Genomic DNA, 22,226 nt, shown 5'->3' with positions numbered 1-22,226 from the left:
GTGCTCCATCATGCGGCCAGGCCCTGGGGCCGGTACGTTTTGCTGTCCCAGATCTGCAGGTCGGCGCTGGTTGAGCCAAGGCGGCCATCCTCGAATTTCACCTGGGTCTCGATGTATTGCGTTGCCTTGCCCTCATACAGGGCGGAAATGAGCACCGCGTACTTTTCGGCGATGAATTTGCGGCGTACCTTGCGCGTGCGGGTCAGCTCATCGTCGTCCGGGTCGAGTTCCTTGTGCAGCACGAGGAAGCGGTGCACCTGCGTGCGGTCCATCAGCGGGTCGGCTGCCAGTTCCGCGTTGACCTGCTCGATGCAGTCGCGGATCAGGCCATAGGTCTCGGCGCGTGCCGCCAGGTCGGTGTAGCCGGAGTAGGCGATGCCGCGCCGTTCGGACCAGTTGCCCACCGCTTCGATGTCGATGTTGATGAAGGCGCACACCTGGTCGCGCGCATGGCCGAAGGCCACCACTTCCTTGATGAAGGGGAAGAACTTGAGCTTGTTTTCGATGTAGTTGGGCGCGAATATGGCGCCGCAATTCATTTTGCCGACGTCGGCCGCGCGGTCGATGATTTTCAGGTGGCCTTCGCCGTCGAACACGCCCGCATCGCCCGTATGGAAATAGCCGTCGTCGTCGATCACTTCGGCAGTGGCGTCGGGCCGCCTGAAGTAGCCGCTCATGGTGGCGGGCGACTTCACCAGCACTTCGCCATTGGCCGCCAGCTTGACTTCCACGCCCGGCGCGGGCAGGCCCACGCTGTCGAACTTGATATTGCCATCCGGCTGCAGGCACACATAGGCGCAGGTTTCGGTGGAACCGTACAATTGCTTGAGGTTGACGCCGATGGAGCGGTAGAAGCGGAACAGGTCGGGGCCGATGGCGGCGCCGGCCGTGTAGGCGACGCGCACGCGCGACAGTCCCAGCACGTTTTTCAGGGGGCCGTAGACGAGCAGTTCGCCCAGCTTGTAGCTGAGGCGGTCCGCCAGCGAGACTGGCTTGCCATCCAAGATCTGCGCGCCGCAGCGCTTGGCCACGTCCATGAAATGGCTGAACATGTGGCGCTTGATGCTGCTGGCGTCTTCCATGCGTATCATCACGCTGGTGAGCATGTTCTCGAACACGCGTGGCGGCGCAAAGTAGCAGGTGGGGCCGATTTCGCGCATGTCGATCATCACCGTGTCGCCCGATTCGGGGCAGTTGACGGTGAAGCCGGCCACCATGGCTTGCGCCAGCGAGAACAGGCAGTCGCCCACCCACGCCATGGGCAGGTAGGACAGGATGTCTTCCTCGTCGGTGAGCTGGTCGAAGGCGACGCCGCCAACGCCTGCGGCCAGCAGCGCCGTGTGGCTCTGGCACACGCCCTTCGGCTTGCCCGTGGTGCCCGAGGTGTACAGGATGACGGCCGAATCGCTGCCATTGCCCGCCGCCACGGCGGCGTCATAAAAGCCCGGATGTTCGCGGTCGTAGGACCGGCCGAGCACCTGCAGCGCGGCAAAGGAGGTGAGCTCCGGCTGGCGGTAGTGGCGCATGCCCCGTTCATCGTCATAGGCGATGTGGGCCACGTGCGGGTACAGGCTTTTCAGTTCCAGCAGCTTGTCGACCTGCTCCTGGTCTTCGACGATGGCGTAGCGGATTTCCGCATCCTGCAGCACGTAGGCCATGTCGGCGGCCGGCGCGTCCTGGTACAGCGGCACGGGCACGCCGCCCAGGCTTTGCGCGGCCAGCATGGCCCAGTACAGGCGGGGACGGTTGTCGCCGATGATGGCCAGGTTCATGCCGCGCTGGAAGCCGATGGCGGCCAGGCCGCAGGCCAGTGCGCGCACCTCGTCGTTGACCTCATGCCAGGTCCAGGTTTGCCAGATGCCCAGGTGTTTTTCGCGAAATGCGGGCTTGTCGGATCGTGCTGTCCCGTGTTGCAATAAGCGCCGCGGAAAAGTCGGCATGGTTGCTGTGGTATTCGTTTGCACCAGTGTCTCCCTGTTGCTTGTCTCAGGCCCCACCTCGTTGGATGGTGCTCTGTGTTTTTTATGTGTAAGGCGTTTGTGCAATGATAGTAGCTTGCGTTAGTTTGCCGAGTTGTCTTTTCGGGGACATTTACCCACTTTTCGATGGTGCATCGCACAATGACCAACCCTGATATCAGTCTCAAGGATGCCGTGCGCGCGGCCAACTGGGCGCAGCTGCTCGATCCCGTGCAAATGGCCCGGGTGGAGGCGGATGTGTTTGAAACCTTCGTGCCGAAAGGCGGCTTTGTCTGCCGAAAGGGCGAGCCGGTGGACAACTGGATCGGCGTCATCAGCGGCATGGTCAAGATGAATAATTTTTCCGCCTCCGGCAAGGCCATGACCTTCATCGGCGTGCCGCCCGGCAGCTGGTTCGGCGAAGGTTCACTGCTGAAGAATGAAATCCGCAAATACGACACCATGGCCCTGCGCGACACGCGCGTGGCGCGCCTGCCAGGCGCCACCTTCCACTGGCTGCTGGAAACGAGTTTGCCGTTTACGCGCTTCCTGCTGATGCAGCTCAACGAGCGCCTGGGGCAGTTCATCGGCATGGTGGAAAACGAACGCTTGCTGGACCTGAATACGCGCGTGGCGCGCTGCCTGGCGTCGATGTTCAACTCGCACTTGTACCCCGGCGTGGAGACGCTGGTGCAGCTGTCGCAGGAGGAAATCGGCCTGCTGTCGGGCTCTTCGCGCCAGCGCGCCAACCAGGCCTTGCAGGTGCTGGAAAAGAAAGGCTTGCTGCGCCTCGATTACGGCGGCATCCGCGTGCTGGACCTGGAAGGCTTGCGCCGCTACGAGGCCGATGATGCCATCTGAGACCACGCGTGCCGCAGCCCTGCGCGTACGCCTCGATGGCGGCTTTGTCGAGCATGCGCGATTCACGGGGCCGCCCGTCGATTTCAACGACTGGACACCGGAAGAACTGGGCGCCATCTGGGGGGCGTTGCATCGCGCGGCGCGCTTCGGCCATGACGATACGGCGCGGCGCGAGCTGGCGACGGCGCTATTGGCACAAGCGACCAGCATGAACCTGGCGCCGGCGCTGGCAGGCGCCATGTTCCTCGATGCGCTGGACGCGGCCGGCGATTACAACCGGGAATGGGAGTATGTCATCGGCTGCCTGGCTTGCCTGCAGGGCGAGGCACCGGCAGGCACGGCGGGGCAGGCGCGGCGCATTCTCGGCAAAACCTCGGGCTGGGCCGAGTGCCCCTACCAGGCCTACCTGCTGGCGCGCCTTGCTGGCGGCGACGCCCCTGCGCAATTTGCGCAGGCAATGGAGGAGCGTCACACCCATTATCCGATGCCATTGACCTTGCATGAATTGGAATTGCTGCCGCAACTGGCGCAAGCGTCCCTGCTGGCGCTGGCCGGCTCGCGCTACAGCGGCCACTGGAGCCGCGACAGTATCGGCGAGGCGGATCCCGCCGCCGTGCTGGCCGACGATGCGGCGTATGTCGAATTTGCGCGCACGATACTGGAACAGGCGGCACGCCATATCGCCGCCATCCATGACGGCGGCGTGCCGTATGCGGCCGATGCCGCCTTTGCCACGGCAGACTCTCAAGTGCTGGCGCGCGCCGCGCGGGTCGCCGCCTATCGCGATGATGCATGGTTCAGGCCCGTGATCACCGTCTTGCTGCCCTTGGTATGCGTCGCGCCCGGCACGGCCAAGAGCGCGCCGTCGCAGTCGTTGGCGATGGCGCTGGGCCATGCGGTGGAAACCATCCCCACGCCGGAAAGCTTGCTGGCCCTGCGCACGGCGCTGGCGCAGGTGCGCCATGCGGGCATCCGCAAGAAGCTGGAACGCAATCTGAAACCGGCCGAACGGGCGCTGGCGGAACGGCCCGATATCGCCTGGAGGATCGGCATGCCCGGCCCCATGGGCAAGCGGCGCCAGGCCATGCTGGCGCGCCGCCTGGAAGCGGGCTATGCCAGCGACGTGCGTCTGGGGCTGGATCAATGGCGCGCCTTGCGCGACGATGCCGATATCGATACGGTGGCGCGCGCGCTGGTGTGGCGCACGGGCGACGGCCAGGCTTTCATGCTCGATGGCGAGGGTGCCATCAATGCATGGGGGCAGCCGATGGATGTGCTGCTACAGGGAGAAGGCGAGATCGGCCTGTGGCATCCCCTGCATGGCAGCGGAGAGCAGCGCGCCGCCTGGCAGGCGCTGCTCACACAGCGGCGCGTGCGCCAGCCGCTGCGCCAGGTGTATCGTGAAATATATGCACCGCCCGGCGACGGCAGTGCCCCATTTTCCGGCTACCAGCTGTCGCTGCCTGCCTTGCTGGGACTGGCCCGCCGCGAAGGCTGGCGGCTGGACGACGATGAAGGCTTGTCGCGCGGGTTCGGCACCTGGCGCGTATTGCTGCGCCTCGAGGGACGCGTCTATCCAGGCGCGGGCGGCGCCTGCACGTCCAACGGGCTGGCGCCCGCGCAGATGCTGCCGCTGGCGCCTGTGGCCTATTCGGAAGCGTGCCGCGCGGTGGATCTGCTGGTCAGCGCCAGCGCGTTGGCGCTGGTGGAAGAAGAGCAAAGCGTGCAGCGCGAAGAGCGCTTGTCTTACCTGGCCAACTTGCCCCCGGGGCCGATGGCGGGCATGCGGCGCACCGTGCTGCGTCAGGTGTTTGCGCAGCAGATCGAAGCAGGGCGCATGGCGCTCGAGCCCCGTCACCTGATGGTGGGCAGGCACGCCATCCACCTGACCACCGGCAGGGTCACGCTGGACGGCGCCGAGGTGGCGACCGAGGTGCTCGCGAAGGGGAACAAGCTGGCCGCCGTGCCGTGGCTGCCTTACGACGAGGCGCTGCTGGAAAAAATCGCCGCTACCGCCGGGGTGCTGCTGGCGCTGCACCGAGTGCAGCCCGGCTGCTAATCGCGGTATCATAGGCACTTCCCAGCACCGCTCCATTTTCGCACCCATGCAGACACCTGACCAAGCCACTCCCGCCTCCCGTTTGTCGCAACTGCGCAGCGCCATGCGCGCGCAGCACATCGACGCCTGCATCGTGCCTTCGGCTGACCCGCATTTGTCCGAGTACCTGCCGGCCCGCTGGCAGGGCCGCGAGTGGCTGTCGGGCTTTACGGGATCGGTCGGCACCCTGGTCGTGACGCAGGAGTTTGCCGGCGTATGGACCGATGGCCGCTACTGGGAACAGGCGGAAGACGAACTGGCCGGCAGCGGCATCGTCCTGAAGAAAATCCCGTCCGGCGCCAGCGTGCTGTATATCGACTGGCTGGGCGAAACCATGCGGCCGGGACAGACGGTAGCCGTCGATGGCGCCGTGCTGGGCCTGGCCAATGCGCGCCTGCTGCAGCAGGCGCTGGGGGAGCAGGTTACCTTGCGCACGGACACCGATGTGCTGCAAGCCGTGTGGCCGGATCGCCCGGCCATGCCCGCCGCGCCCGTGTTCGAGCATGCGGCCGCGTATCCCTCGCTGTCGCGCGCGCAAAAACTGGCGGCCCTGCGCGCCGGCATGGCGGCCCACGGCGCCAGCCACCACGTGATTTCCACCCTCGACGACATCGCGTATCTGTTCAACCTGCGCGGCGCCGACGTCAACTACAACCCCGTCTTCCTCGCGCATGCGCTGGTGGGACCCGAGCGCGCCACCCTGTTCGTCGCCGATGGCAAGGTGCCGGCGGCCCTGCGCGCCACGCTGGAGAGCGAGGGCGTGGACGTGGCAGCCTATGACCGCACGGCTGCCGCACTGGCCGCCTTGCCGGCCGGCGCCACCTTGCTGCTCGACCCGCGCCGCATCACGTTCGGCACGCGCCAGGCCGTGGCCGATGGTGTGCAGGTGGTCGAATCCATCAACCCGACCACCCTGGCCAAGTCGCGCAAGACGGATGGCGAAGCGGCGCACGTGCGCGCCGCCATGGAGCAGGATGGCGCCGCCCTGTGCGAGTTTTTCAGCTGGCTGGATCGCACCCTGGCCGACCCGCAACGTGCGCCGTTGACGGAAATCGGCGTCGACGAGCACCTGACGGCTGCCCGCGCCCGCCGCGCCGGTTTTGTCAGCCCCAGTTTCGGCACCATCGCCGGCTTCAATGCGCATGGCGCCATCATGCATTACCACGCCCATGCGGATTCGGCCGCCACTATCGAAGGCGACGGCTTGCTGCTGATCGACTCGGGCGGCCAGTATTGGGGCGGCACCACGGATATCACCCGCGTGGTCCCCGTCGGCGCGATCACGGCCGAGCACCGGCGCGATTTCACCCTGGTCTTGCGCAGCATGATCGCGCTGTCGCGCGCGCAATTCCCGCGCGGCGTGAAGTCGCCCATGCTCGATTCCATCGCCCGCGCGCCCCTGTGGGCCGAAGGCATCGACTTCGGCCACGGCACGGGCCACGGCGTGGGCTTCTTCCTCAACGTGCACGAAGGGCCGCAATCGATTTCGCAGTCCGCCATGCCGGAGCCGCAGACGGCCATGGAACCGGGCATGATCACTTCCGTCGAGCCGGGCATCTACCGTCCCGGCCAGTGGGGCATCCGCATCGAGAACCTGGTGCTGAACGTTCCCGCGGGGACGACGCCCTTCGGCGAATTCCTGCGCTTCGAAACCTTGACCCTGTGCCCGATCGACACGCGCTGCGTGGAACGTTCGCTGCTGCGCGATGACGAAGCGGCCTGGCTGAACGACTACCACGCCACCGTGCGTGCGCGCCTGGCGCCGCACCTGGCCGCGCCGGCCGATGCGCCTGCGCTGGCGTGGCTGGAACAGCGCACGGGAGCCATCTGATGCGCTCGACCCGCGCCACGTCCGCCATCGAGCGGCTCAAGGAACGCACCGGCCACCGCCTGTACACGATGGCGCGCACGGGCGATGAACTGTTCTTCCTCACGGAAGGCCCGGGCTTGCCACCCCTGTGCCCGCCGCTGGAACTGGACGCCTTCGTCGCCTTCGTGAATGGCCTGGGACCGCAAAAGGCGCGCCGCGTCAGCAAGCTCGACGTGGCGTTTGAAAAGCAGCTGACGAAAAAGCCCCAGGACTAAATGCCGACCATCGACTTCCTGCGCGCCTACTGGTCGCCGGCCGAGCTGGCGACGAATGGCGTGATCCTGCTGAACCTGCTCGGCGCACTGCTGCTGGGCTTGCTGGTGGGGTATGAGCGCTCGTATCACGGGCGCGCGGCCGGCATGCGCACCTACAGCCTCGTCTGCATGGCCTCGGCCGCGCTGACGGTGCTGGGCGGCTATCCTGAGTTCTGGTACGGCGGCCATGGCGCCATCGTCGGCAGCGACCCCACGCGCGTCATCCAGGGCATCGTCACGGGCGTGGGTTTCCTCGGCGCCGGCGTGATCATGCGCGAGGGCTTCAATATCAGCGGTCTGACGACGGCTGCCTCGATCTGGGCTTCGTCCGTGATCGGCATCATGGTCGGCATCGGCTTTTATCTGTCGGCCATGGGCCTGGCCTTTCTGTGTGCGATGGCGATGATTTTCCTGTCAAAACTGGAGAACTGGCTGCCGTCGCGCCACGCGGTGGCCATCACCATGCGCTTCAAGCGCGATTTCATTCCGCGCGAAGATGCGCTGCGGCGCATGGCGGCCAAGCGCGGCTACGACATCGCCGGCGGCTCGCTGACCATCGGCAGCACGGACGGCATGCAGGAATGGCGTTTTGTTGCCATCGCGCATGGCAAGAACACGGGCGCCAGCCTGTCGGCCATGTCGGCCGAACTGGCCGCCTTCGAAGGCATCGCCGGCTTCCAGCTGTCGCATGCCCGCAACTGATACGGATGCCGAGAGGATGGACATGGATGCACAGGCTCAAGAGGTACTCGATTTCTGGTTCCTGCCGCCGGATAACCCCGATTACGGCCAGTCGCGCGTGGAATGGTTCCGCAAGGATGACGGCTTCGATGCGCAGATACGCGCGCGTTTCGGCGCGCTGATCGATGCCGCCATCGAGGGCGGCTTGCTCGCATGGGATACCACGCCGCACGGCGCGCTGGCGCGCCTGATCGTGCTCGATCAATTCACGCGCAATGTGCATCGCGGCACGCCGCGCGCCTTTGCCGGCGACGCCCGGGCGCTGGCGCTGGCCGTCGCCTTGACGGACGCGGGGCAGGACCGCCAGCTGCCGCCGATGCTGCGCGCTTTTGCCTACCTGCCGTTCGAACACGCGGAAGACCTGGCCATGCAGGCGCGCGCCGTCGAGCTGTTCCAGCTGCTGTCGCAGGCGCAGCCCGGCTTTGACGGCATGCTCGATTACGCCGAGCGCCACCAGGAAGTGATCGCCCGCTTTGGCCGCTTCCCGCACCGCAACGCCATCCTCGGCCGAGCCTCCTCGCCACAAGAGCTGGAATTTTTGCGCCAGCCGGGATCGAGCTTCTAGAAAATCGCCATGAACGTTACCCTCAATATCATCGGCGCCGGCCACGTGGGCCGTGTGCTGGGCCGTTTGTTCGCCCGCGTGGATGGCACGCAGGGCGGAGCAATCCTGGTGCAGGATGTGCTGACGCGCTCGATGGCGTCGGCGCAGGCGGCCGTCGATTTCATCGGCGCCGGCACTCCCGTCGCCAGCTATGCGGCCTTGCGGCGCGCCGACGTCACCATGCTGGCCGTCTCCGACGACCAGATCGGCCCGGCCTGCGCGGCGCTGGTGGCCGAGGGACGCCAGGCGGGCGCCATCGTGTTCCACTGCAGCGGCGCGCTGGCCTCGAACGTGCTGCTGGCCGCCACGCAGGCGGGCGCGTTTGTCGCCAGCGCCCACCCGATCCGCAGCTTTGCCGACCCGCAGCAGGTGGCCGCCACCTTCGACGGCACGTTTTGCGGCGTCGAAGGCGATGCGCTGGCGCTGGCCTTCCTCACGCCCGCCTTGAACGCCATCGGCGCGCGTCCCGTGCCCATCGACCCGGCCGCCAAGACCCTGTATCACGCTGCCGCCGTCTTCGCCAGCAATTACCTGGTGACGGTGCTCGACGCCGCCTTGCGCGCCTACCAGGCGGCCGGCATTCCCGAGCCCGTGGCGCGCGAACTGGCGCAGCCCCTGGTGACGGAAGCGGTGGCGAACGTGTTCCGCCTGGGCGCCGCGCCCGCGCTGTCCGGCCCCATCGCGCGCGGCGACTCTGCCACCGTGCAACGCCAGCAACTGGCCGTGCAAAGCTGGGATGCCGCCACGGGCGAGTTGTACCGGGCGCTGGTGGCGCCCACGCAGGATCTGGCCAGGCGCAAGCGCGGGGAGTGACTCAGGCGGCGTGCACGCCGTTGCGGCCGTGATGCTTGGCCTGATACAAGGCGCTGTCGGCGCGCGAGAAGAAGGCCGATTCGCTTTCCTCTGGCCGGTACTCGGTCACGCCCAGGCTGATCGTCACGGGCAGTTGCGGCGCGGGCAGGCCGAAATCGTGGCGTTCGACGGCGGCGCGCAGGTTTTCCGCCACTTCCGCCGCTTGCGCCAGGCTGCAATTGTTCAGCAGTACCAGGTATTCCTCGCCGCCCCAGCGCGTGATGACGTCGCTTTCGCGCACGGTGGCGCGCGCCACGTCGGCCACGCCACGGATCACCTTGTCGCCCCACAGGTGGCCGTGGGTATCGTTGACGCGCTTGAAGAAGTCGATGTCGAAGAGGATGGCGGACATCGGTTGTTCGTTGCGTTTGGACAAGAGCATGGCGCGCTGGAACAGCAATTCCAGCGATTGGCGGTTCAATAGCCCCGTCAGCGCATCCGTCGAGGCGATGCGTTCGATGCGGCGCTGGTAGCGGTTCACCGTCAGCAGGGTCAATACCAGCACCAGCAGGGTGACGCCAAAGCTGATGGCCAGGTTGAAGATGAAGACGCGCTGCAGCGACTGGACTTCGTCGCTGACATTCTGCTCGACCACCAGGTACCAGCCCAGTTCGGGAATGAAGCGCGAGTTGACGAGGATTTGCGCGCGCCCCAGCTGGTACGACAGGTGCGTCGGTTCGCTCTGATGGTTGATGATTTGCTCGGCAATGGCATTCACGCCGGGCAGGCTGCGGATATTGCCGTGCCCGTTGCGCATGGTCTTGCCCGCCAGCACCAGGGCGCCGGCGCCGTCGACAAAATAGATGTTGCGGTGGAAGCGCGCCTGGTAGCGGTCGATGATGTGGCTCATGGTGGCCAGGGTCAGGCCGATGCCGGTGGCGCCGATGAACTGGCCGTCGTAGTCGTAGACGCGGTGGTTGATGAAGATGGTCATGCTGTCGCGGTTGGCCATGTCCACGTCGACATTCGTTTCATAGTCGGTGGTGTCCATGGCGCGCACGCGGTAGTACCAGATGTCGCGCGTCGCTTGCGGGCTGACGGATTTCAGGGTGCCTTCCGCATAGTAGTATTTGCTGCTCTTGTCCGAGACGAGAAAGCTGGTGATGGCGCCGTATTTTTTCTTGACCTCGGCCAGGTAGCGCACGATCTGTTCCGGCTTGTTTTCGCCGGCGAGTATCCAGTCGCGCACGAAGGTGTCGTGCGCCATCAGCGAGGAAATGAAGACGGGGCGCAGCATGTCCTTCTGGATTTCGGAATAGATATTGTCGCCCGTCAATGGCAAGGTCTGGTCGGCGATGCCGTGCTCGATGGCCTGGCGCGAAGCCAGGTAGCTGGCCAGGCTGGTGGCCATGAAGCCCGCACCCAGGATCAGGGTCAGGAGTATGAGCAGGCGGTACTTGATCGACAGAAGACGCATGGAGACGAGGGGTGGCCGGCGGGAAGGCAATCGTGACGCAAGCCAAAAGTATGCAGCAGGCCGGGTATTGGCGCAATGATAACTGGCTTTATTGACAATTTACCTTGGCGAACGCGACAAGATAACCACGACTTACCAAATAAAAGTGCCGATTTGTCGACAAAGATGCAAATTAGCAATAAGATTTGACGAGGGGAATCATTGCGCACCGCCCCTGTCTTGCCGCCCGTTTCAGGCGCGGGACATTACGCGCAGGGAGTGTTGTATGTTATTTTTAAAGAGTACGTCCGTCAGCAAGGCCCCCGGCATCTACGAGGTCGACATCGCCGCGAAACCACCGGGCAAGACCTTCGGCATTTTTCTCGCCACCGATCCCGACCATCCACCGCATGCCTTGCTGGGACAATTGAAGGCGCTCGGCTTCGAGAACACCTATAGTTCGCCCTACCTGCACAAGGATGCGGGCAAGGTGCTGGACCTGCATTTCCAGAAGGATGGCACGGATATCTTCAAGGGCTGGAAAACCGAGGAATGCACGCACAACCTGGCGGCCATCACGGCGCTGTTCGAGGAACACGGCATCACCATCGCGCCGCGCGTCATGTCGATGGCGGAAGCCTACGCGTAAACGCCTATCAAAACCTACTGCGCGTCGGTATAGGCGACCTGCGATGCTCACTGCCTCGGCGGCCCCGTGCATTAGCACAGCTCCGCTTCTCAGCCACCTCTTTCTTCCGCTCGCTACGGTTTTGTTTGGCGTTTTAAGTAGCGTCAACCCGCCTCCACGCCAATGTGATACAGCGCCCACGGGCAGCTGGCGAAGCGTTCGGCCAGGGGCAGGGCCGCCACGGCGGCGATGCGGTCCGCATCGTGGATCGCCCATAGGGGCCCCAGGCCGCCCAGCGCCATCGCCTGGCCGTCCAGGTGGGTGGCGACGATAAAACGCTGCGTGCGCGCCTGCGCCATGGTCAGCGCCGCCGCATAGCCATCCACGGCCCGCAGCAGCAGCCGCACGGCATCGTCCTCGGGCGCGCCGGCCGCCTTCAATACGTCGACCAGCAGCGGCCCGCGCAGGGCATGCGCCTTGCTATCGTATTCCAGGGTGGGGTGGATGGTGCGCGCCGGCAAGTTCGCCAGCGCCGCAAAGTCGAAGGCCCGCGCCCGCTCAAAACTGATCTTTTGTTTGTGCATCATCTGGTCGCGCACGGCGTCGAACGGCCCCCGGTTCGGCTTGTCGATGCTGCCCGTGATGGTCAGCAGGGCGGGACCGCGCAGGCCGGCGGGCGCCGCCCGGGCGATGGCGGGCAAGGCCGCGGCGGCCATGCCGGCGGCGAGAAACTGGCGTTTGTGCATGCACTTCTCCTCTGGACTGAAAATAGCTAATGCTCTTAAGTCTATCTTAAGTTCGCTCAACGGTGCGCATTTTACGGTTATTGTCAGTTTGCAATGTCAGCTTACATCTTGTCACAGTTCTTACGGAATGGAGAAAGACGTAGCTTTTTTCGGCTGTTATTGTGTAGTCATCGCACTTCGCTGAACTGCGAATCCAGGCACCATTCACTAATTGAGAGAGAGAACATGATGAAGAAGAAAATCCTGTTTGCAATGATCGCATCCGTTACCGCACTGACCGGCATGAGCGCCGCCCACGCCGAAGGCGCGTATGTGGGTGCCGGCGTCACAGGCAACCGTTATAACTTCGATATTCCTGGCGCCACCAGCGCCGATAATCACAGTGGCTACAAGGCTGGCGCCAAGATCTTCGCCGGTTACGATTTCGATAAAACCTGGGCAATCGAAGGCGGCTATGCCGATTTCGGCAGCAAGGATTACAGCTATGTCACCGGCGCCGGCAACGGTTCCGTGAAAAGCGATTCGCACGGCTACTACCTGGCCGGCAAGGCCACCATGCCCGTGACCGACAAGGTCGGCGTGTTCGGCAAGCTGGGCGTGGCCAAGGTCAAGAACAGCTTGAGCGGCACCGGCTTGTCGACCGGCATCAGCGGCAACGACAAGACGGGCGTGTACGCTTCCGTCGGCGCCCAGTACGCGATCAACGAGAAAGTCTCGCTGACGGCGGAAGTGGAACACTTCGGCAAGAGCGCCGACCAGGGCCGCAAGGCTACCGGCCTGGCACTGGGCGCACGCTACAACTTCTAAAAACCTACTGCGCGGTACGCTTTGCGGCCTCCGATGCTCACTGTGCTATAGCACAGCTCCGCTTCTCAGCCACAATTCGTTGCCGCTCGCTACGGTTTTAAAAACTGGAAGTATGCTGAAAAAAAAGGCAGTTACCGCGAGGTAACTGCCTTTTTGCGTTGCCGGACCGAAATTACGTGGTCAAGGGCTTGTAGCGGATACGTTTCGGTTTCGCGCCTTCTTCGCCCAGGCGTTTCTTCTTGTCGGCTTCGTATTCTTGATAGTTGCCGTCAAAGAAGGTGACCTGCGAGTTGCCTTCGAAAGCCAGGATGTGCGTGGCGATACGGTCGAGGAACCAGCGGTCATGGGAAATGACCATGACGCTGCCGGCAAATTCCAGCAGGGCGTCTTCCAGCGCGCGCAAGGTTTCCACGTCCAGATCGTTCGACGGTTCATCGAGCAGCAGGACGTTGCCGCCCATCAACAGGGTTTTCGCCAGGTGCAGACGGCCGCGTTCACCGCCGGACAGGTTGCCCACTTGCTTTTGCTGGTCCGAACCCTTGAAGTTGAAGCGGCCCAGGTAGGCGCGCGACGGCATTTCAAAGCGGCCCACCGTCAGCATATCGGCGCCGCCGGACACGTCTTCAAAGACGGACTTGTTGTCGGCCAGCGAATCGCGGTTCTGGTCGACGATGGAGACGCGCGCCGTCTGGCCGATGGCCACTTCGCCGCTGTCCGGCGTTTCCTTGCCGGTGATCATCTTGAACAGGGTTGATTTACCGGCGCCGTTGGGGCCGATGATGCCGACGATGGCGCCTGGCGGCACGGTGAAGCTCAGGTTATCGATCAGCAGGCGGTCGCCGAACGCTTTCGACACGTTCTTGAACTCGATGACTTCATTGCCCAGGCGTTCTGCCACGGGAATGAAGATCTCCTGCGTTTCGTTGCGCTTCTGGTATTCGTGCTCGGACAGCTCGTTGAAGCGGGCCAGACGGGCTTTCGACTTGGCCTGGCGCGCTTTCGGGTTCTGGCGCGACCATTCCAATTCCTTTTGCAGCGCCTTTTGGCGCGCCGATTCCGTCGCCTCTTCCTGCTTCAGGCGGGCTTGCTTCTGGTCCAGCCAGGTCGAGTAGTTACCCTTCCATGGAATGCCGTGGCCGCGGTCCAGTTCCAGGATCCACTCGGCCGCGTTGTCGAGGAAGTAGCGGTCATGGGTGATGGCCACCACAGTGCCGGGGAAGCGCAGCAGGAATTGTTCCAGCCAGTCGACCGATTCCGCATCCAGATGGTTGGTCGGCTCGTCGAGCAGCAGCATGTCGGGTTTCGACAGCAGCAGCTTGCACAGCGCCACGCGGCGCTTTTCACCGCCGGACAGCACGCCGATGGTGGCGTCCCATGGCGGCAGGCGCAGCGCGTCGGCGGCCATTTCCAGCTGCAGATTCAGATTGCCGCCGTCGGAGGTCGAAATGATCGCTTCCAGGCGTGCCTGTTCCGTGGCCAGGGCGTCGAAATCGGCGTCTTCCTCGGCATACGCGGCGTACACGGCTTCCAGCTTGGCTTGCGCTTCAAACACTTCGCCCAGGCCCGACTCGACTTCCTGGCGCACGGTTTTGGCCGGGTCCAGCTGCGGTTCCTGCGGCAGGTAGCCGATGTTCAGGCCCGGCATCGGCACGGCTTCGCCCTGGATGTCGGTGTCGATGCCTGCCATGATTTTCAGCAGGGTCGATTTGCCGGAGCCGTTCAGGCCCAGCACGCCGATCTTCGCGCCTGGGAAGAAGGACAGGGAAATATCTTTCAGAATCTGGCGCTTGGGCGGGACGATTTTGCCCACGCGATTCATGGTGTAGACGTAATTTGCCATTAGAAATCTCGGGTGATATACAAAGACGGACAGGATACGGTAAACGCCCGCTTCCGGCCAGCGCTGCGCGCTGCGGAAACGGACGCCAGGGGCAGGACTAGGCGGCGCGCGCCTTGCGGGCCGTCCACAGCCCTTCGGCCGCGTACAGGGCCAGCGCCGTCCAGATGACGAGGAAGCCCAGCATGCGCTCGGGCGTGAACGATTCGTGGAAGACCCACACGCCGATCAAGAGCTGACCCGTGGGGGCGATGTATTGCAATAGCCCCAGCACGGCCAGCGGCAGGCGGCGCGCGCCGGCGGCAAACAGCAGCAGGGGAATGGCCGTGATGGGGCCGGACGCCAGCAGCAGCGCGCGCGTGGCGGTGGAATCCGTGTTGACGAAGCCGCTCTGGCCATGCCACGCCAGCCACAGCATGTAGGCCAGCGCCAGGGGGAACAGAATCAAGGTTTCGAACGACAAGCCTTCCAGCGCGCCCAGCGCGGCCGTCTTGCGCAGCAAGCCATAGCCGCCGAAGGTGGCCGCCAGCAGCAGGGCAATCCACGGCACCTGTCCCGCCTGCCAAGTGAGCCAGGCCACGCCGCAGGCGGCCAGGCCGATGGCCAGCCATTGCAGGCGGCGCAGGCGCTCGTGCAGCAGCAAAAAGCCCAGCATGACATTGATCAGGGGCGTGATGAAGTAGCCGAGGCTGGCGTCGACCACGTGGCCGTTGTTGACGGCCCAGATATAGATGAACCAGTTGGCGGACAGCAAAAATGCGCTGGCGACGAAGCTGGCCACGACCCTGGGCTGCGCTTTCAGGCTGCCCAGCCAGCTCCACTGCCGGCGCACGGTCAGCACGATTCCCAGGAACAACAGCGACCAGACCATGCGGTGCGCCAGGATTTCCTGCGGCGCGATCTCGCCGATGGCGTGGAAGTACAGGGGGAACAGGCCCCAGCACAGGAAGGCGAGGGAGGCGTAGAGCATGCCTGGATTCATGATGGGCTTCGCTGGAGAGTAGACAGTCTGTCATTATGGCTGAAAACATCGGGGGCTGCCCGGCGCCGCTGGCGAGGCGTAGAATGGCAACAAATCAATGGCCGCATGTCTGCGCAGCAAGGCGGAGCGGCACAAAACCACGACCTTGGGGCAGCTGCGGAACCATGCAAAAATACTCTTGCTATTTGCTAATACCTATCATATTGTGCGATGCAACAAAACAAAAACGGGTGCAACCTTGACGTCGGAACATAAAAAAAGCGGCCTTGCCGGCTTGACGCTGGCGGCCGTCGGCATCGTTTACGGCGATATCGGCACCAGTCCGCTGTACACCCTGAAGACCGTCTTCGACCCGGCCCACGGCCTGCTGCTCTCGCACGAGAACCTGCTGGGCATCGTCTCGCTGATTTTCTGGGGCCTGACCCTGATCGTTTCGCTCAAGTACGTGACCCTGGTGTTGCGCGCCGACAACCGCGGCGAGGGCGGCATCATGGCCCTGATGGCGCTGGTGCTGTCATCCGTCAGCCGCCTGTCGCGCTGGCATTTCCCGCTGATGGTGATCGGCGTCTTCGGCGCCACCCTGTTCTATGGCGACAGCGTGATCACGCCGGCCATTTCCGTGCTGTCGGCGATCGAAGGCCTGGAAGTGGCCACGCCCGCCTTCAGTCCGTACGTGGTGCCGCTGACGATCGCCGTGCTGGTGGGCCTGTATTCGGTGCAGTCGCACGGCACGGCCGGCATCGGCCGCTATTTTGCTCCCGTCATGGTGCTGTGGTTTGCCGCGCTGGCCGGCATGGGCGTGGTCAACATCATCAAGTCGCCGGCCATCCTGGCCGCGCTCAATCCCCTGCACGCAGCCACTTTCCTGATGAATAACGGTTTCGTCGCCTTCGTTGCCCTGGGCGCCGTGGTGCTGGCGCTGACGGGCGCCGAGGCGCTGTACGCCGACATGGGTCACTTCGGCAAGAAGCCGATCCGCCTGGCCTGGTTCCTGATCGCCTTTCCCGCGCTGGCGCTGAACTACCTGGGCCAGGGCGGCTTGCTGCTGGCGCATCCCGAAGCCGTCTCGAATCCGTTTTACCAGCAACTGGGCCCGTGGAGCGTGTATCCGCTGGTGATCCTGTCGACCATGGCCACCGTGATCGCCTCGCAGGCGACCATTTCCGGCACCTTCTCGATGACCAAGCAAGCCATCGCGCTGGGCTTCCTGCCGCGCATGCGCGTGCGCCACACGTCGGAAAGCGAAATCGGGCAGATCTACATCCCCGCCGTGAACTGGCTGCAACTGGCCGTGGTGCTGCTGGCCGTCATCGGCTTCGGTTCCTCGGAAAACCTGGCCGCCGCCTACGGCATCGCCGTGACGGCCACCATGCTGTCGACGACGATCCTGACCTTCTTCGTCATCCGCTACCGCTGGAAGATGAACCTGGCCCTGTGCTGGGCCGCCACGGGCTTTTTCCTGATCATCGACGTCAACCTAGTGTCGGCGACTGCCCTGAAACTGTTCCACGGCGGCTGGTTCCCGTTGCTGCTGGGCTCGATTTTGTTCATCGTCATGCTGACCTGGAAGCGGGGCCGCCAGCTGGTGTTCCAGAACCTGGAAAAGCATGCGATTCCGCTCGACGATTTCCTTTCGTCGCTGTTCATCGCGCCGCCGCTGCGCGTACCCGGCACGGCCATCTTCCTGCGCGGCGAAACGGATGGCGTGCCGCACGCGCTGCTGCATAACTTGCTGCACAACAAGGTGTTGCATGAACGGGTAATCTTCCTCACCGTCTTCATGCATGAAGAGCCGTGGGTGGCGCCATCGGAGCGCGTGCGCGTGGTGGACCTGGGCCACCAGTGCTACCAGGTCAACGTGCATTACGGCTTCAAGGATGAACCCGACATTCCGGCCGCGCTGGCGCAGTGCGCCCAGCAGGGACTGGACTTCGAGATGATGGAAACGTCATTCTTCATCGCGCGCCAGACCATCATCTCGACGCCGGGCGCCGGCATGATGCCGTGGCGCGAGCACCTGTTCGTCACCATGTCGCGCAATGCGCGCACGGCGGCCGACTACTATCAGATTCCGAGCAACCGGGTGATCGAACTGGGTACGCAGGTAGAAATATAGATATTGTGTCAACGTTGCAGCGAGGCACATTTATTGCCGTGCTTACGTCTGCTTACAAATGGGCTACGCGAGTCCTGTTAAACTCCAGCCCGTACCGGTCCGCACCGTACGGGCTTAGCCACACACCAATATTTAAAGGGAAACCATGAAATCGGTATTTCAAATGATCGCCACCCTCGCTTGCGCCGTGGCCCTGACCGCTTGCGGCGCTGCTGCCAATACCGAGAAGCCGGTCGTGCTTGACCCGAATACGCAAGTGAAGGAACTCCTCTTTCCCGACCTGGTGAAAGGCACCGGCACGGCGGCCGCGGCGGGCGATACCCTGACGGTGGCCTATACGGGCTGGCTGTATGACGCGAGCAAGCCGGACGGCAAAGGCGTGCAATTCGAAACGTCGCCCCCTCTCCAGCCTTTTACGTTTGTCCTCGGCATCGGCAAAATGATCCTGGGCTGGGATCGCGGCCTGGTCGGCATGCAGGTAGGCGGCACGCGCCGCCTGCTCATTCCGTATGACCTCGGCTATGGCGTGAGCGGCACCCGCGACAGGGTCACGAATGCGGTGGTGATCCCGCCTTACGCCGGCCTGGTGTTCGACATCACGCTGCAAAAAGTGGAAAAAAAGTAAGCACGCGCAAGGTGCACGGACAAAGGGCGACTCCATGGAGTCGCCCTTGTTGTTTTTACGGCGGATTCAAACTGGCGCCAGTTCCTGGAAGTAATACGTGGCGCCGCCCAGATTGGTCGGCGCGTCATATTGCAGCACTTGCGTGCGGCGCAGCGCCACCGGTGCGCTGAAGGCGGGGCCGTCGTAGACGAAGGTGTGGAATTCGCCGTTTTCGCCGCAGGCGTCGACGCCGGGCGGCAGGTCGGCCAGGAAGGCGGCGTCGAACTCGCGCCCGCAAAATTCGCGCGGCAGGTGCTGGCCATTGATGCACACGACGATGGCCTTGAAGCCGGCGGCAAGGAACTCATCGACCAGCGCGCGCCGATCCTCGCCCCACAGGGGCAAATGGGCCGTCAGGCCGGCTGTGGCGCAGACTTTTTCTTCCCAGTCGCGGTGGGGCTGCAAGTCGATGTCGCCGAAGATGGCGTGTTCTATGCCTGCGTCTTTCGCCGCGCGCAGCATGGCGACGAATTGCTCCTCGTAGCTGGCCCAGCTGGCGTGATAGCGCTGCAGGCGCGCGCCCAGGCTGGCTGCCTGCGCTGCCAGCAATTCCGGCGGCACGCCGTGCGAGCGCGACTTGCGGCCGTCTTCATCCATGGCCGTGATCAGCAGCGGCACGCTCGTGCCGGCGTTGCGCGCGCGCCACAGGGCCAGGCAGGAATCCTTGCCGCCGCTCCAGGAAATCAGGGCCGTCGTCATGCCGCCGCGCCTGGCTGCACGGCGCGCAGCATGTCGACGTGCTCGATGCCGTCTTCGTCGTAGGGCGCGCTGACGGTGACAAAGCCGAAGGACTGGTAGAAGCGCTCCAGGTAGTGCTGCGCGCCGATGCGGATGGCGTGGCCCGGGTGCCGGCGTTCGGCGCGCGCGATGCCCTCAAGCAATAGCTGCTTGCCCGCGCCCGTGGTGCGCGCCTCGGGCGCCGTCAGCACGCGGCCCAGCGACATTTCCACATACTTGGCGCCCGGCGCCAGCACGCGCAGATAGGCGGCCAGCCGGCGTTCGCCGTCGACCGTTTGCCAACCCAGCAAATGCATGGCTTGCTGGTCATGGCCATCGAGGTCCGGGTAAATGCACTGCTGTTCGATGACGAACACGCGCTGGCGCAAGGCCAGCACCTGGTACAAATCGTGGGGGCCGAGTTCGTCGAACGTGTTCCATTGCCAGCTGATCATGGGTCATCCTTGATTGAGAGTGGCCATGATTTTACCGGCTTCACGCCGCCGGCGCGGGATAGCGCTGCGCATACCACTGCTTCAGGTGCTCGATGCAGCGCGTCACGCGGGGCGCCACCAGCTGGCGCGATGGGTAGATGGCAAACAGCGCCAGGCTGGGACGCTCCACCTCGGGAAACAGCTCGACCAGCGCGCCGCTGGCCAGTTCTTCGCGGCAGACAAAGGTGGGCAGGATGCCGATGCCCAGGCTCCGCAGGATCAGGCTGCGCATGAACAGGGTGTTATTCGTGCGCACCCAGTTCGGCACTTCGATGTCGCTGTGCGGCCCCGCATGGCGCAGCGGCCAGCGGCTGCCGAACAGGGCGTGGCTGTAGATGAAGCAGCGCTGGCGCGTCAGGTCCGTGGGGGCCAGCAGGGGACCGTGGCGTTCCAGGTAGGCGGGCGCGCAGCAGATGTGCAGGCGGTAGTCGTGGATGTGGCGCGCCACATAGCTCGAATCGGTGAGCGCCGTGGTGACGCGGAAACCCAGGTCGTAGTTGGCCGCCGCCAGGTCCACGTATTCATCCTTCAGGTCGACGTCCAGGCGCAAGGCCGGCCACTCGGCCATGAAATCGGCCAGGCCCTCGGCCAGCTCGCCCACGCCCAGCGATAATGGCGCGTTGATGCGCAGGCGGCCCGTCACGTGGGCCGTCGAGTGGGCCACCATGTCCTCGGCTTGCGCCAGTTCGTCGAGCAGCTTGCGGCAGTGCTCGAGGTAGGCGGCGCCCGTTTCCGTCAGGGCCAGCTGGCGCGTGGTACGCGTCATCAGGCGTCCGCCCAGTTCCTGCTCCAGCTGGCCGATGCGCCGGCTCACATACGAGGCCGACAGGTCCAGTTCATCGGCCGCGCGGCGAAAGCTGCCCAGCTCGGCCACGCGGCGGAACAGCTGCATCGCCTGCAATTTATCCATTTCATTCCAATTCGGTCGTATTCAGCATTAGTCAGCTGCATTATTCATCATTTTTCTCCATTTTGATTCGGAATATGCTGGCGGCTTCTCTACTGGAATCCTCATGATGAAAAAATTACTCTTAAGCAGTGTGCTGCTCGCCGCCTTTTCCACCGCCCAGGCGGCCGACGTTCTCGTCGTGCTGTCCGACGCGAACCACCTCGAATTGCGCGATGGCAAGGTCTTCGCGACGGGCTTTTATCTGAATGAATTGATGCAGCCCGTCAAAAAGCTGCTCGACGCGGGCCACACGGTGACGTTCGCCACGCCGCAGGGCCAGGCGCCCACGCTGGACGCCAGCTCGGATACGGCCGCCTACTTTGGCGGCGACGCGGCCGCGCACGCGGCGCACAAGGCGCTGCTGGACCAGCTGGCGCTGACGGTGCCGGGCCGCTCGCCCGTGATCAGCCTGAAACGGGTGGCGCAGATCGGCTATGGCCACTATGCGGCCGTGCTGGTGCCGGGCGGCCACGCGCCCATGCAGGATTTGTTGAAGGATGCCGGCCTGGGCGCCTTGCTGCGCCAGTTCCACGCGGACGGCAAGCCGACGGCGCTGCTGTGCCACGGCCCCATCTCCCTGCTGTCGGCCCTGCCGCAGGCGGCCCAATTTACGGCCGCGCTGGAAGCGGGCCAGACGCCGCCCGCGCCGGCCGGCTGGATCTACAGCGGCTACCGCATGACGGTGATCAGCAACCAGGAAGAGGCGGCGGCGCAGGGCGCGCTCGGCGGCGGCACGATGAAGTTCTATCCGCAGTCGGGCTTGCAGGCGGCCGGCGCGCAGTATGTGCAGAACCAGGCGCCGTGGAGCAGCAACGTGGTGGTCGACCGCGAACTGATCACGGGGCAGAATCCCGCCTCGGCGCCGGCCCTGGCGGACCAGCTGCTGCAGGCGCTGCGCTGAAAAAAATCCCCGGCGGCGCCTTAGGGCGCGGCCGGGGAGGTGCAACGCGTGCAGCGCCGCGTGTGCTATTACACGATCGTCAGGGTGACGTCGATGTTGCCGCGCGTGGCGTTCGAGTACGGGCACACGATGTGGGCTGCGGCGACCAGCGCTTCGGCGGCGGCGCGTTCCATGCCTGGCAGCGAGATCTTCAGTTCCACTTCGATGCCGAAGCCCGTCTCAATGGCGCCGATGCCGACGTTGCCTTCGATCGACAAGTCCGCCGGCAGGGCGATCTTGTCGCGGCCGCCGACGAATTTCATGGCGCCGATGAAGCAGGCCGAGTAGCCGGCGGCGAACAGTTGTTCCGGATTGGTGCCGACGGCGCCATTGCCGCCCAGTTCTTTTGGCGTGGTCAGCTTGACGTCCAGCACATTGTCGGACGACACGGCACGGCCTTCGCGGCCTCCGGTGGCGGTAGCTTGAGCGCGGTACAGGACTTGTTTGATCGACATGATGGTTTTCCTTGAGTTGATTAAATAGTTGACTACTAAATAGTGTGCTACTTGTTTCGTGGGCGGGTGCCCCAGGATGCCCGTCTGAAGAAGCGGTGTGCGGCGTCCATGTACACAATATATATCGTGCACTATTTAATTGCAAGCGATTTTATTTGCGCGCGGCGCGGATTGAAGCTTTATTTTCTTGCCTTTGTCGCCAGTATTGCCCTTCCATCGCATAATGGCCACCGCCGCTGGCGCCGATAGTTATGCTT

General features: G+C 64.2%; 21 protein-coding genes. 12 read left to right on the top strand and 9 right to left on the bottom strand.

Annotated elements, in window-relative coordinates; genetic code table 11:
• Positions 1 to 8: 8 nt before the first annotated feature.
• Positions 9 to 1,940: an AMP-binding protein gene (locus OX460_RS19700; RefSeq protein WP_289899647.1), complete on the bottom strand. Its 1,932-nt coding sequence runs from the start codon at positions 1,938 to 1,940 to the stop codon at positions 9 to 11.
• A 255-nt stretch (positions 1,941 to 2,195) separates the two neighbouring features.
• On the opposite strand from OX460_RS19700, the gene OX460_RS19695 reads away from it, so the two are divergent.
• The 7 genes from OX460_RS19695 to OX460_RS19665 are packed head-to-tail and all read left to right on the top strand — an operon-like array spanning position 2,196 to position 9,199.
• Positions 2,196 to 2,819 (top strand): Crp/Fnr family transcriptional regulator, encoded by a 624-nt coding sequence (locus tag OX460_RS19695; protein WP_251349718.1) that lies wholly within the window; start codon positions 2,196 to 2,198, stop codon positions 2,817 to 2,819.
• A complete protein-coding gene (locus OX460_RS19690) occupies positions 2,806 to 4,878 on the top strand; it encodes a DUF4132 domain-containing protein (protein ID WP_289899646.1) in 2,073 nt (690 codons plus the stop codon). Before OX460_RS19695 ends, OX460_RS19690 begins: the two co-directional genes overlap by 14 nt.
• A gap of 46 nt (positions 4,879 to 4,924) precedes the next feature.
• Complete coding sequence (locus OX460_RS19685) at positions 4,925 to 6,748, top strand: aminopeptidase P family protein (protein WP_289899645.1); 1,824 nt, start codon at positions 4,925 to 4,927, stop codon at positions 6,746 to 6,748.
• The gene (locus OX460_RS19680; protein ID WP_077398459.1) at positions 6,748 to 7,002 is read left to right on the top strand and encodes a hypothetical protein; all 255 of its coding nucleotides are present in this window, start codon (positions 6,748 to 6,750) and stop codon (positions 7,000 to 7,002) included. Before OX460_RS19685 ends, OX460_RS19680 begins: the two co-directional genes overlap by 1 nt.
• Entirely contained in the window at positions 7,003 to 7,743 is a 741-nt protein-coding gene (locus OX460_RS19675) for an MgtC/SapB family protein (protein ID WP_099665898.1), read from the top strand.
• A gap of 16 nt (positions 7,744 to 7,759) precedes the next feature.
• Positions 7,760 to 8,347 (top strand): DUF924 family protein, encoded by a 588-nt coding sequence (locus tag OX460_RS19670; RefSeq protein ID WP_289899775.1) that lies wholly within the window; start codon positions 7,760 to 7,762, stop codon positions 8,345 to 8,347.
• Between the two features lie 9 nt (positions 8,348 to 8,356).
• Positions 8,357 to 9,199 carry a Rossmann-like and DUF2520 domain-containing protein gene (locus OX460_RS19665; RefSeq protein WP_289899644.1) on the top strand — a complete coding sequence of 281 codons (843 nt, stop codon included), beginning with the start codon at positions 8,357 to 8,359 and terminating at the stop codon, positions 9,197 to 9,199.
• 1 nt (position 9,200) lies between these two features.
• On the opposite strand, the gene OX460_RS19660 is transcribed toward OX460_RS19665, so the two are convergent.
• Positions 9,201 to 10,655 carry a sensor domain-containing diguanylate cyclase gene (locus tag OX460_RS19660; RefSeq protein ID WP_289899643.1) on the bottom strand — a complete coding sequence of 485 codons (1,455 nt, stop codon included), beginning with the start codon at positions 10,653 to 10,655 and terminating at the stop codon, positions 9,201 to 9,203.
• A gap of 265 nt (positions 10,656 to 10,920) precedes the next feature.
• On the opposite strand from OX460_RS19660, the gene OX460_RS19655 reads away from it, so the two are divergent.
• Complete coding sequence (locus OX460_RS19655; RefSeq protein WP_077398469.1) at positions 10,921 to 11,283, top strand: hypothetical protein; 363 nt, start codon at positions 10,921 to 10,923, stop codon at positions 11,281 to 11,283.
• A 143-nt stretch (positions 11,284 to 11,426) separates the two neighbouring features.
• Here the strand turns inward: OX460_RS19655 and OX460_RS19650 are convergent, their stop codons facing one another.
• Positions 11,427 to 12,008, bottom strand: a complete 582-nt coding sequence (locus OX460_RS19650; RefSeq protein ID WP_289899642.1) for a molybdopterin-dependent oxidoreductase — start codon at positions 12,006 to 12,008, stop codon at positions 11,427 to 11,429.
• Positions 12,009 to 12,233: 225 nt separating this feature from the next.
• Between OX460_RS19650 and OX460_RS19645 the strand changes: the two genes are divergently transcribed.
• The gene (locus OX460_RS19645) at positions 12,234 to 12,815 is read left to right on the top strand and encodes a porin family protein (RefSeq protein ID WP_099665893.1); all 582 of its coding nucleotides are present in this window, start codon (positions 12,234 to 12,236) and stop codon (positions 12,813 to 12,815) included.
• Positions 12,816 to 12,987: 172 nt separating this feature from the next.
• On the opposite strand, the gene ettA is transcribed toward OX460_RS19645, so the two are convergent.
• Both ettA and rarD read right to left on the bottom strand, forming a co-directional pair.
• A complete protein-coding gene (gene ettA / locus OX460_RS19640) occupies positions 12,988 to 14,655 on the bottom strand; it encodes an energy-dependent translational throttle protein EttA (RefSeq protein WP_034752850.1) in 1,668 nt (555 codons plus the stop codon).
• Between the two features lie 97 nt (positions 14,656 to 14,752).
• Positions 14,753 to 15,634, bottom strand: a complete 882-nt coding sequence (rarD, locus tag OX460_RS19635) for an EamA family transporter RarD (RefSeq protein WP_289899641.1) — start codon at positions 15,632 to 15,634, stop codon at positions 14,753 to 14,755.
• 238 nt (positions 15,635 to 15,872) lie between these two features.
• Between rarD and OX460_RS19630 the strand changes: the two genes are divergently transcribed.
• Entirely contained in the window at positions 15,873 to 17,750 is a 1,878-nt protein-coding gene (locus tag OX460_RS19630) for a potassium transporter Kup (RefSeq protein WP_289899640.1), read from the top strand.
• Between the two features lie 145 nt (positions 17,751 to 17,895).
• The gene (locus OX460_RS19625) at positions 17,896 to 18,375 is read left to right on the top strand and encodes an FKBP-type peptidyl-prolyl cis-trans isomerase (RefSeq protein ID WP_257218787.1); all 480 of its coding nucleotides are present in this window, start codon (positions 17,896 to 17,898) and stop codon (positions 18,373 to 18,375) included.
• A gap of 66 nt (positions 18,376 to 18,441) precedes the next feature.
• Here OX460_RS19625 and OX460_RS19620 read toward each other — a convergent pair whose 3' ends face one another.
• Genes OX460_RS19620 through OX460_RS19610 form a run of 3 tightly spaced genes read right to left on the bottom strand, consistent with a single transcriptional unit; the run spans position 18,442 to position 20,535 of the window.
• Positions 18,442 to 19,113 (bottom strand): diphthine--ammonia ligase, encoded by a 672-nt coding sequence (locus OX460_RS19620; RefSeq protein WP_289899639.1) that lies wholly within the window; start codon positions 19,111 to 19,113, stop codon positions 18,442 to 18,444.
• Positions 19,110 to 19,586 carry a GNAT family N-acetyltransferase gene (locus OX460_RS19615; RefSeq protein WP_289899638.1) on the bottom strand — a complete coding sequence of 159 codons (477 nt, stop codon included), beginning with the start codon at positions 19,584 to 19,586 and terminating at the stop codon, positions 19,110 to 19,112. Before OX460_RS19615 ends, OX460_RS19620 begins: the two co-directional genes overlap by 4 nt.
• A gap of 40 nt (positions 19,587 to 19,626) precedes the next feature.
• Positions 19,627 to 20,535, bottom strand: a complete 909-nt coding sequence (locus OX460_RS19610; protein WP_289899637.1) for a LysR family transcriptional regulator — start codon at positions 20,533 to 20,535, stop codon at positions 19,627 to 19,629.
• 103 nt (positions 20,536 to 20,638) lie between these two features.
• Between OX460_RS19610 and OX460_RS19605 the strand changes: the two genes are divergently transcribed.
• Positions 20,639 to 21,475: a type 1 glutamine amidotransferase domain-containing protein gene (locus tag OX460_RS19605; RefSeq protein ID WP_289899636.1), complete on the top strand. Its 837-nt coding sequence runs from the start codon at positions 20,639 to 20,641 to the stop codon at positions 21,473 to 21,475.
• A gap of 68 nt (positions 21,476 to 21,543) precedes the next feature.
• Here OX460_RS19605 and OX460_RS19600 read toward each other — a convergent pair whose 3' ends face one another.
• Positions 21,544 to 21,969: an organic hydroperoxide resistance protein gene (locus OX460_RS19600; protein WP_034783746.1), complete on the bottom strand. Its 426-nt coding sequence runs from the start codon at positions 21,967 to 21,969 to the stop codon at positions 21,544 to 21,546.
• Positions 21,970 to 22,226: the final 257 nt, after the last annotated feature.

It is taken from the genome of Janthinobacterium sp. SUN033 (genome assembly GCF_030397595.1).
Taxonomy (GTDB): domain Bacteria; phylum Pseudomonadota; class Gammaproteobacteria; order Burkholderiales; family Burkholderiaceae_D; genus Janthinobacterium; species Janthinobacterium kumbetense.
Note: the sequence above shows the minus strand (reverse complement) of the source record. Positions and strands in the feature narration are given on the sequence as shown.

Coding starts and splice junctions, on each gene's coding strand:
- OX460_RS19700 (WP_289899647.1), bottom strand. CDS start 1,940: ATGCCGACTTTTCCGCGGCGCTTATTGCAACACGGGACAGCACGATCC.
- OX460_RS19695 (WP_251349718.1), top strand. CDS start 2,196: ATGGCCCGGGTGGAGGCGGATGTGTTTGAAACCTTCGTGCCGAAAGGC.
- OX460_RS19690 (WP_289899646.1), top strand. CDS start 2,806: ATGATGCCATCTGAGACCACGCGTGCCGCAGCCCTGCGCGTACGCCTC.
- OX460_RS19685 (WP_289899645.1), top strand. CDS start 4,925: ATGCAGACACCTGACCAAGCCACTCCCGCCTCCCGTTTGTCGCAACTG.
- OX460_RS19680 (WP_077398459.1), top strand. CDS start 6,748: ATGCGCTCGACCCGCGCCACGTCCGCCATCGAGCGGCTCAAGGAACGC.
- OX460_RS19675 (WP_099665898.1), top strand. CDS start 7,003: ATGCCGACCATCGACTTCCTGCGCGCCTACTGGTCGCCGGCCGAGCTG.
- OX460_RS19670 (WP_289899775.1), top strand. CDS start 7,760: ATGGACATGGATGCACAGGCTCAAGAGGTACTCGATTTCTGGTTCCTG.
- OX460_RS19665 (WP_289899644.1), top strand. CDS start 8,357: ATGAACGTTACCCTCAATATCATCGGCGCCGGCCACGTGGGCCGTGTG.
- OX460_RS19660 (WP_289899643.1), bottom strand. CDS start 10,655: ATGCGTCTTCTGTCGATCAAGTACCGCCTGCTCATACTCCTGACCCTG.
- OX460_RS19655 (WP_077398469.1), top strand. CDS start 10,921: ATGTTATTTTTAAAGAGTACGTCCGTCAGCAAGGCCCCCGGCATCTAC.
- OX460_RS19650 (WP_289899642.1), bottom strand. CDS start 12,008: ATGCACAAACGCCAGTTTCTCGCCGCCGGCATGGCCGCCGCGGCCTTG.
- OX460_RS19645 (WP_099665893.1), top strand. CDS start 12,234: ATGATGAAGAAGAAAATCCTGTTTGCAATGATCGCATCCGTTACCGCA.
- ettA (WP_034752850.1), bottom strand. CDS start 14,655: ATGGCAAATTACGTCTACACCATGAATCGCGTGGGCAAAATCGTCCCG.
- rarD (WP_289899641.1), bottom strand. CDS start 15,634: ATGAATCCAGGCATGCTCTACGCCTCCCTCGCCTTCCTGTGCTGGGGC.
- OX460_RS19625 (WP_257218787.1), top strand. CDS start 17,896: ATGAAATCGGTATTTCAAATGATCGCCACCCTCGCTTGCGCCGTGGCC.
- OX460_RS19620 (WP_289899639.1), bottom strand. CDS start 19,113: ATGACGACGGCCCTGATTTCCTGGAGCGGCGGCAAGGATTCCTGCCTG.
- OX460_RS19615 (WP_289899638.1), bottom strand. CDS start 19,586: ATGATCAGCTGGCAATGGAACACGTTCGACGAACTCGGCCCCCACGAT.
- OX460_RS19610 (WP_289899637.1), bottom strand. CDS start 20,535: ATGGATAAATTGCAGGCGATGCAGCTGTTCCGCCGCGTGGCCGAGCTG.
- OX460_RS19605 (WP_289899636.1), top strand. CDS start 20,639: ATGATGAAAAAATTACTCTTAAGCAGTGTGCTGCTCGCCGCCTTTTCC.
- OX460_RS19600 (WP_034783746.1), bottom strand. CDS start 21,969: ATGTCGATCAAACAAGTCCTGTACCGCGCTCAAGCTACCGCCACCGGA.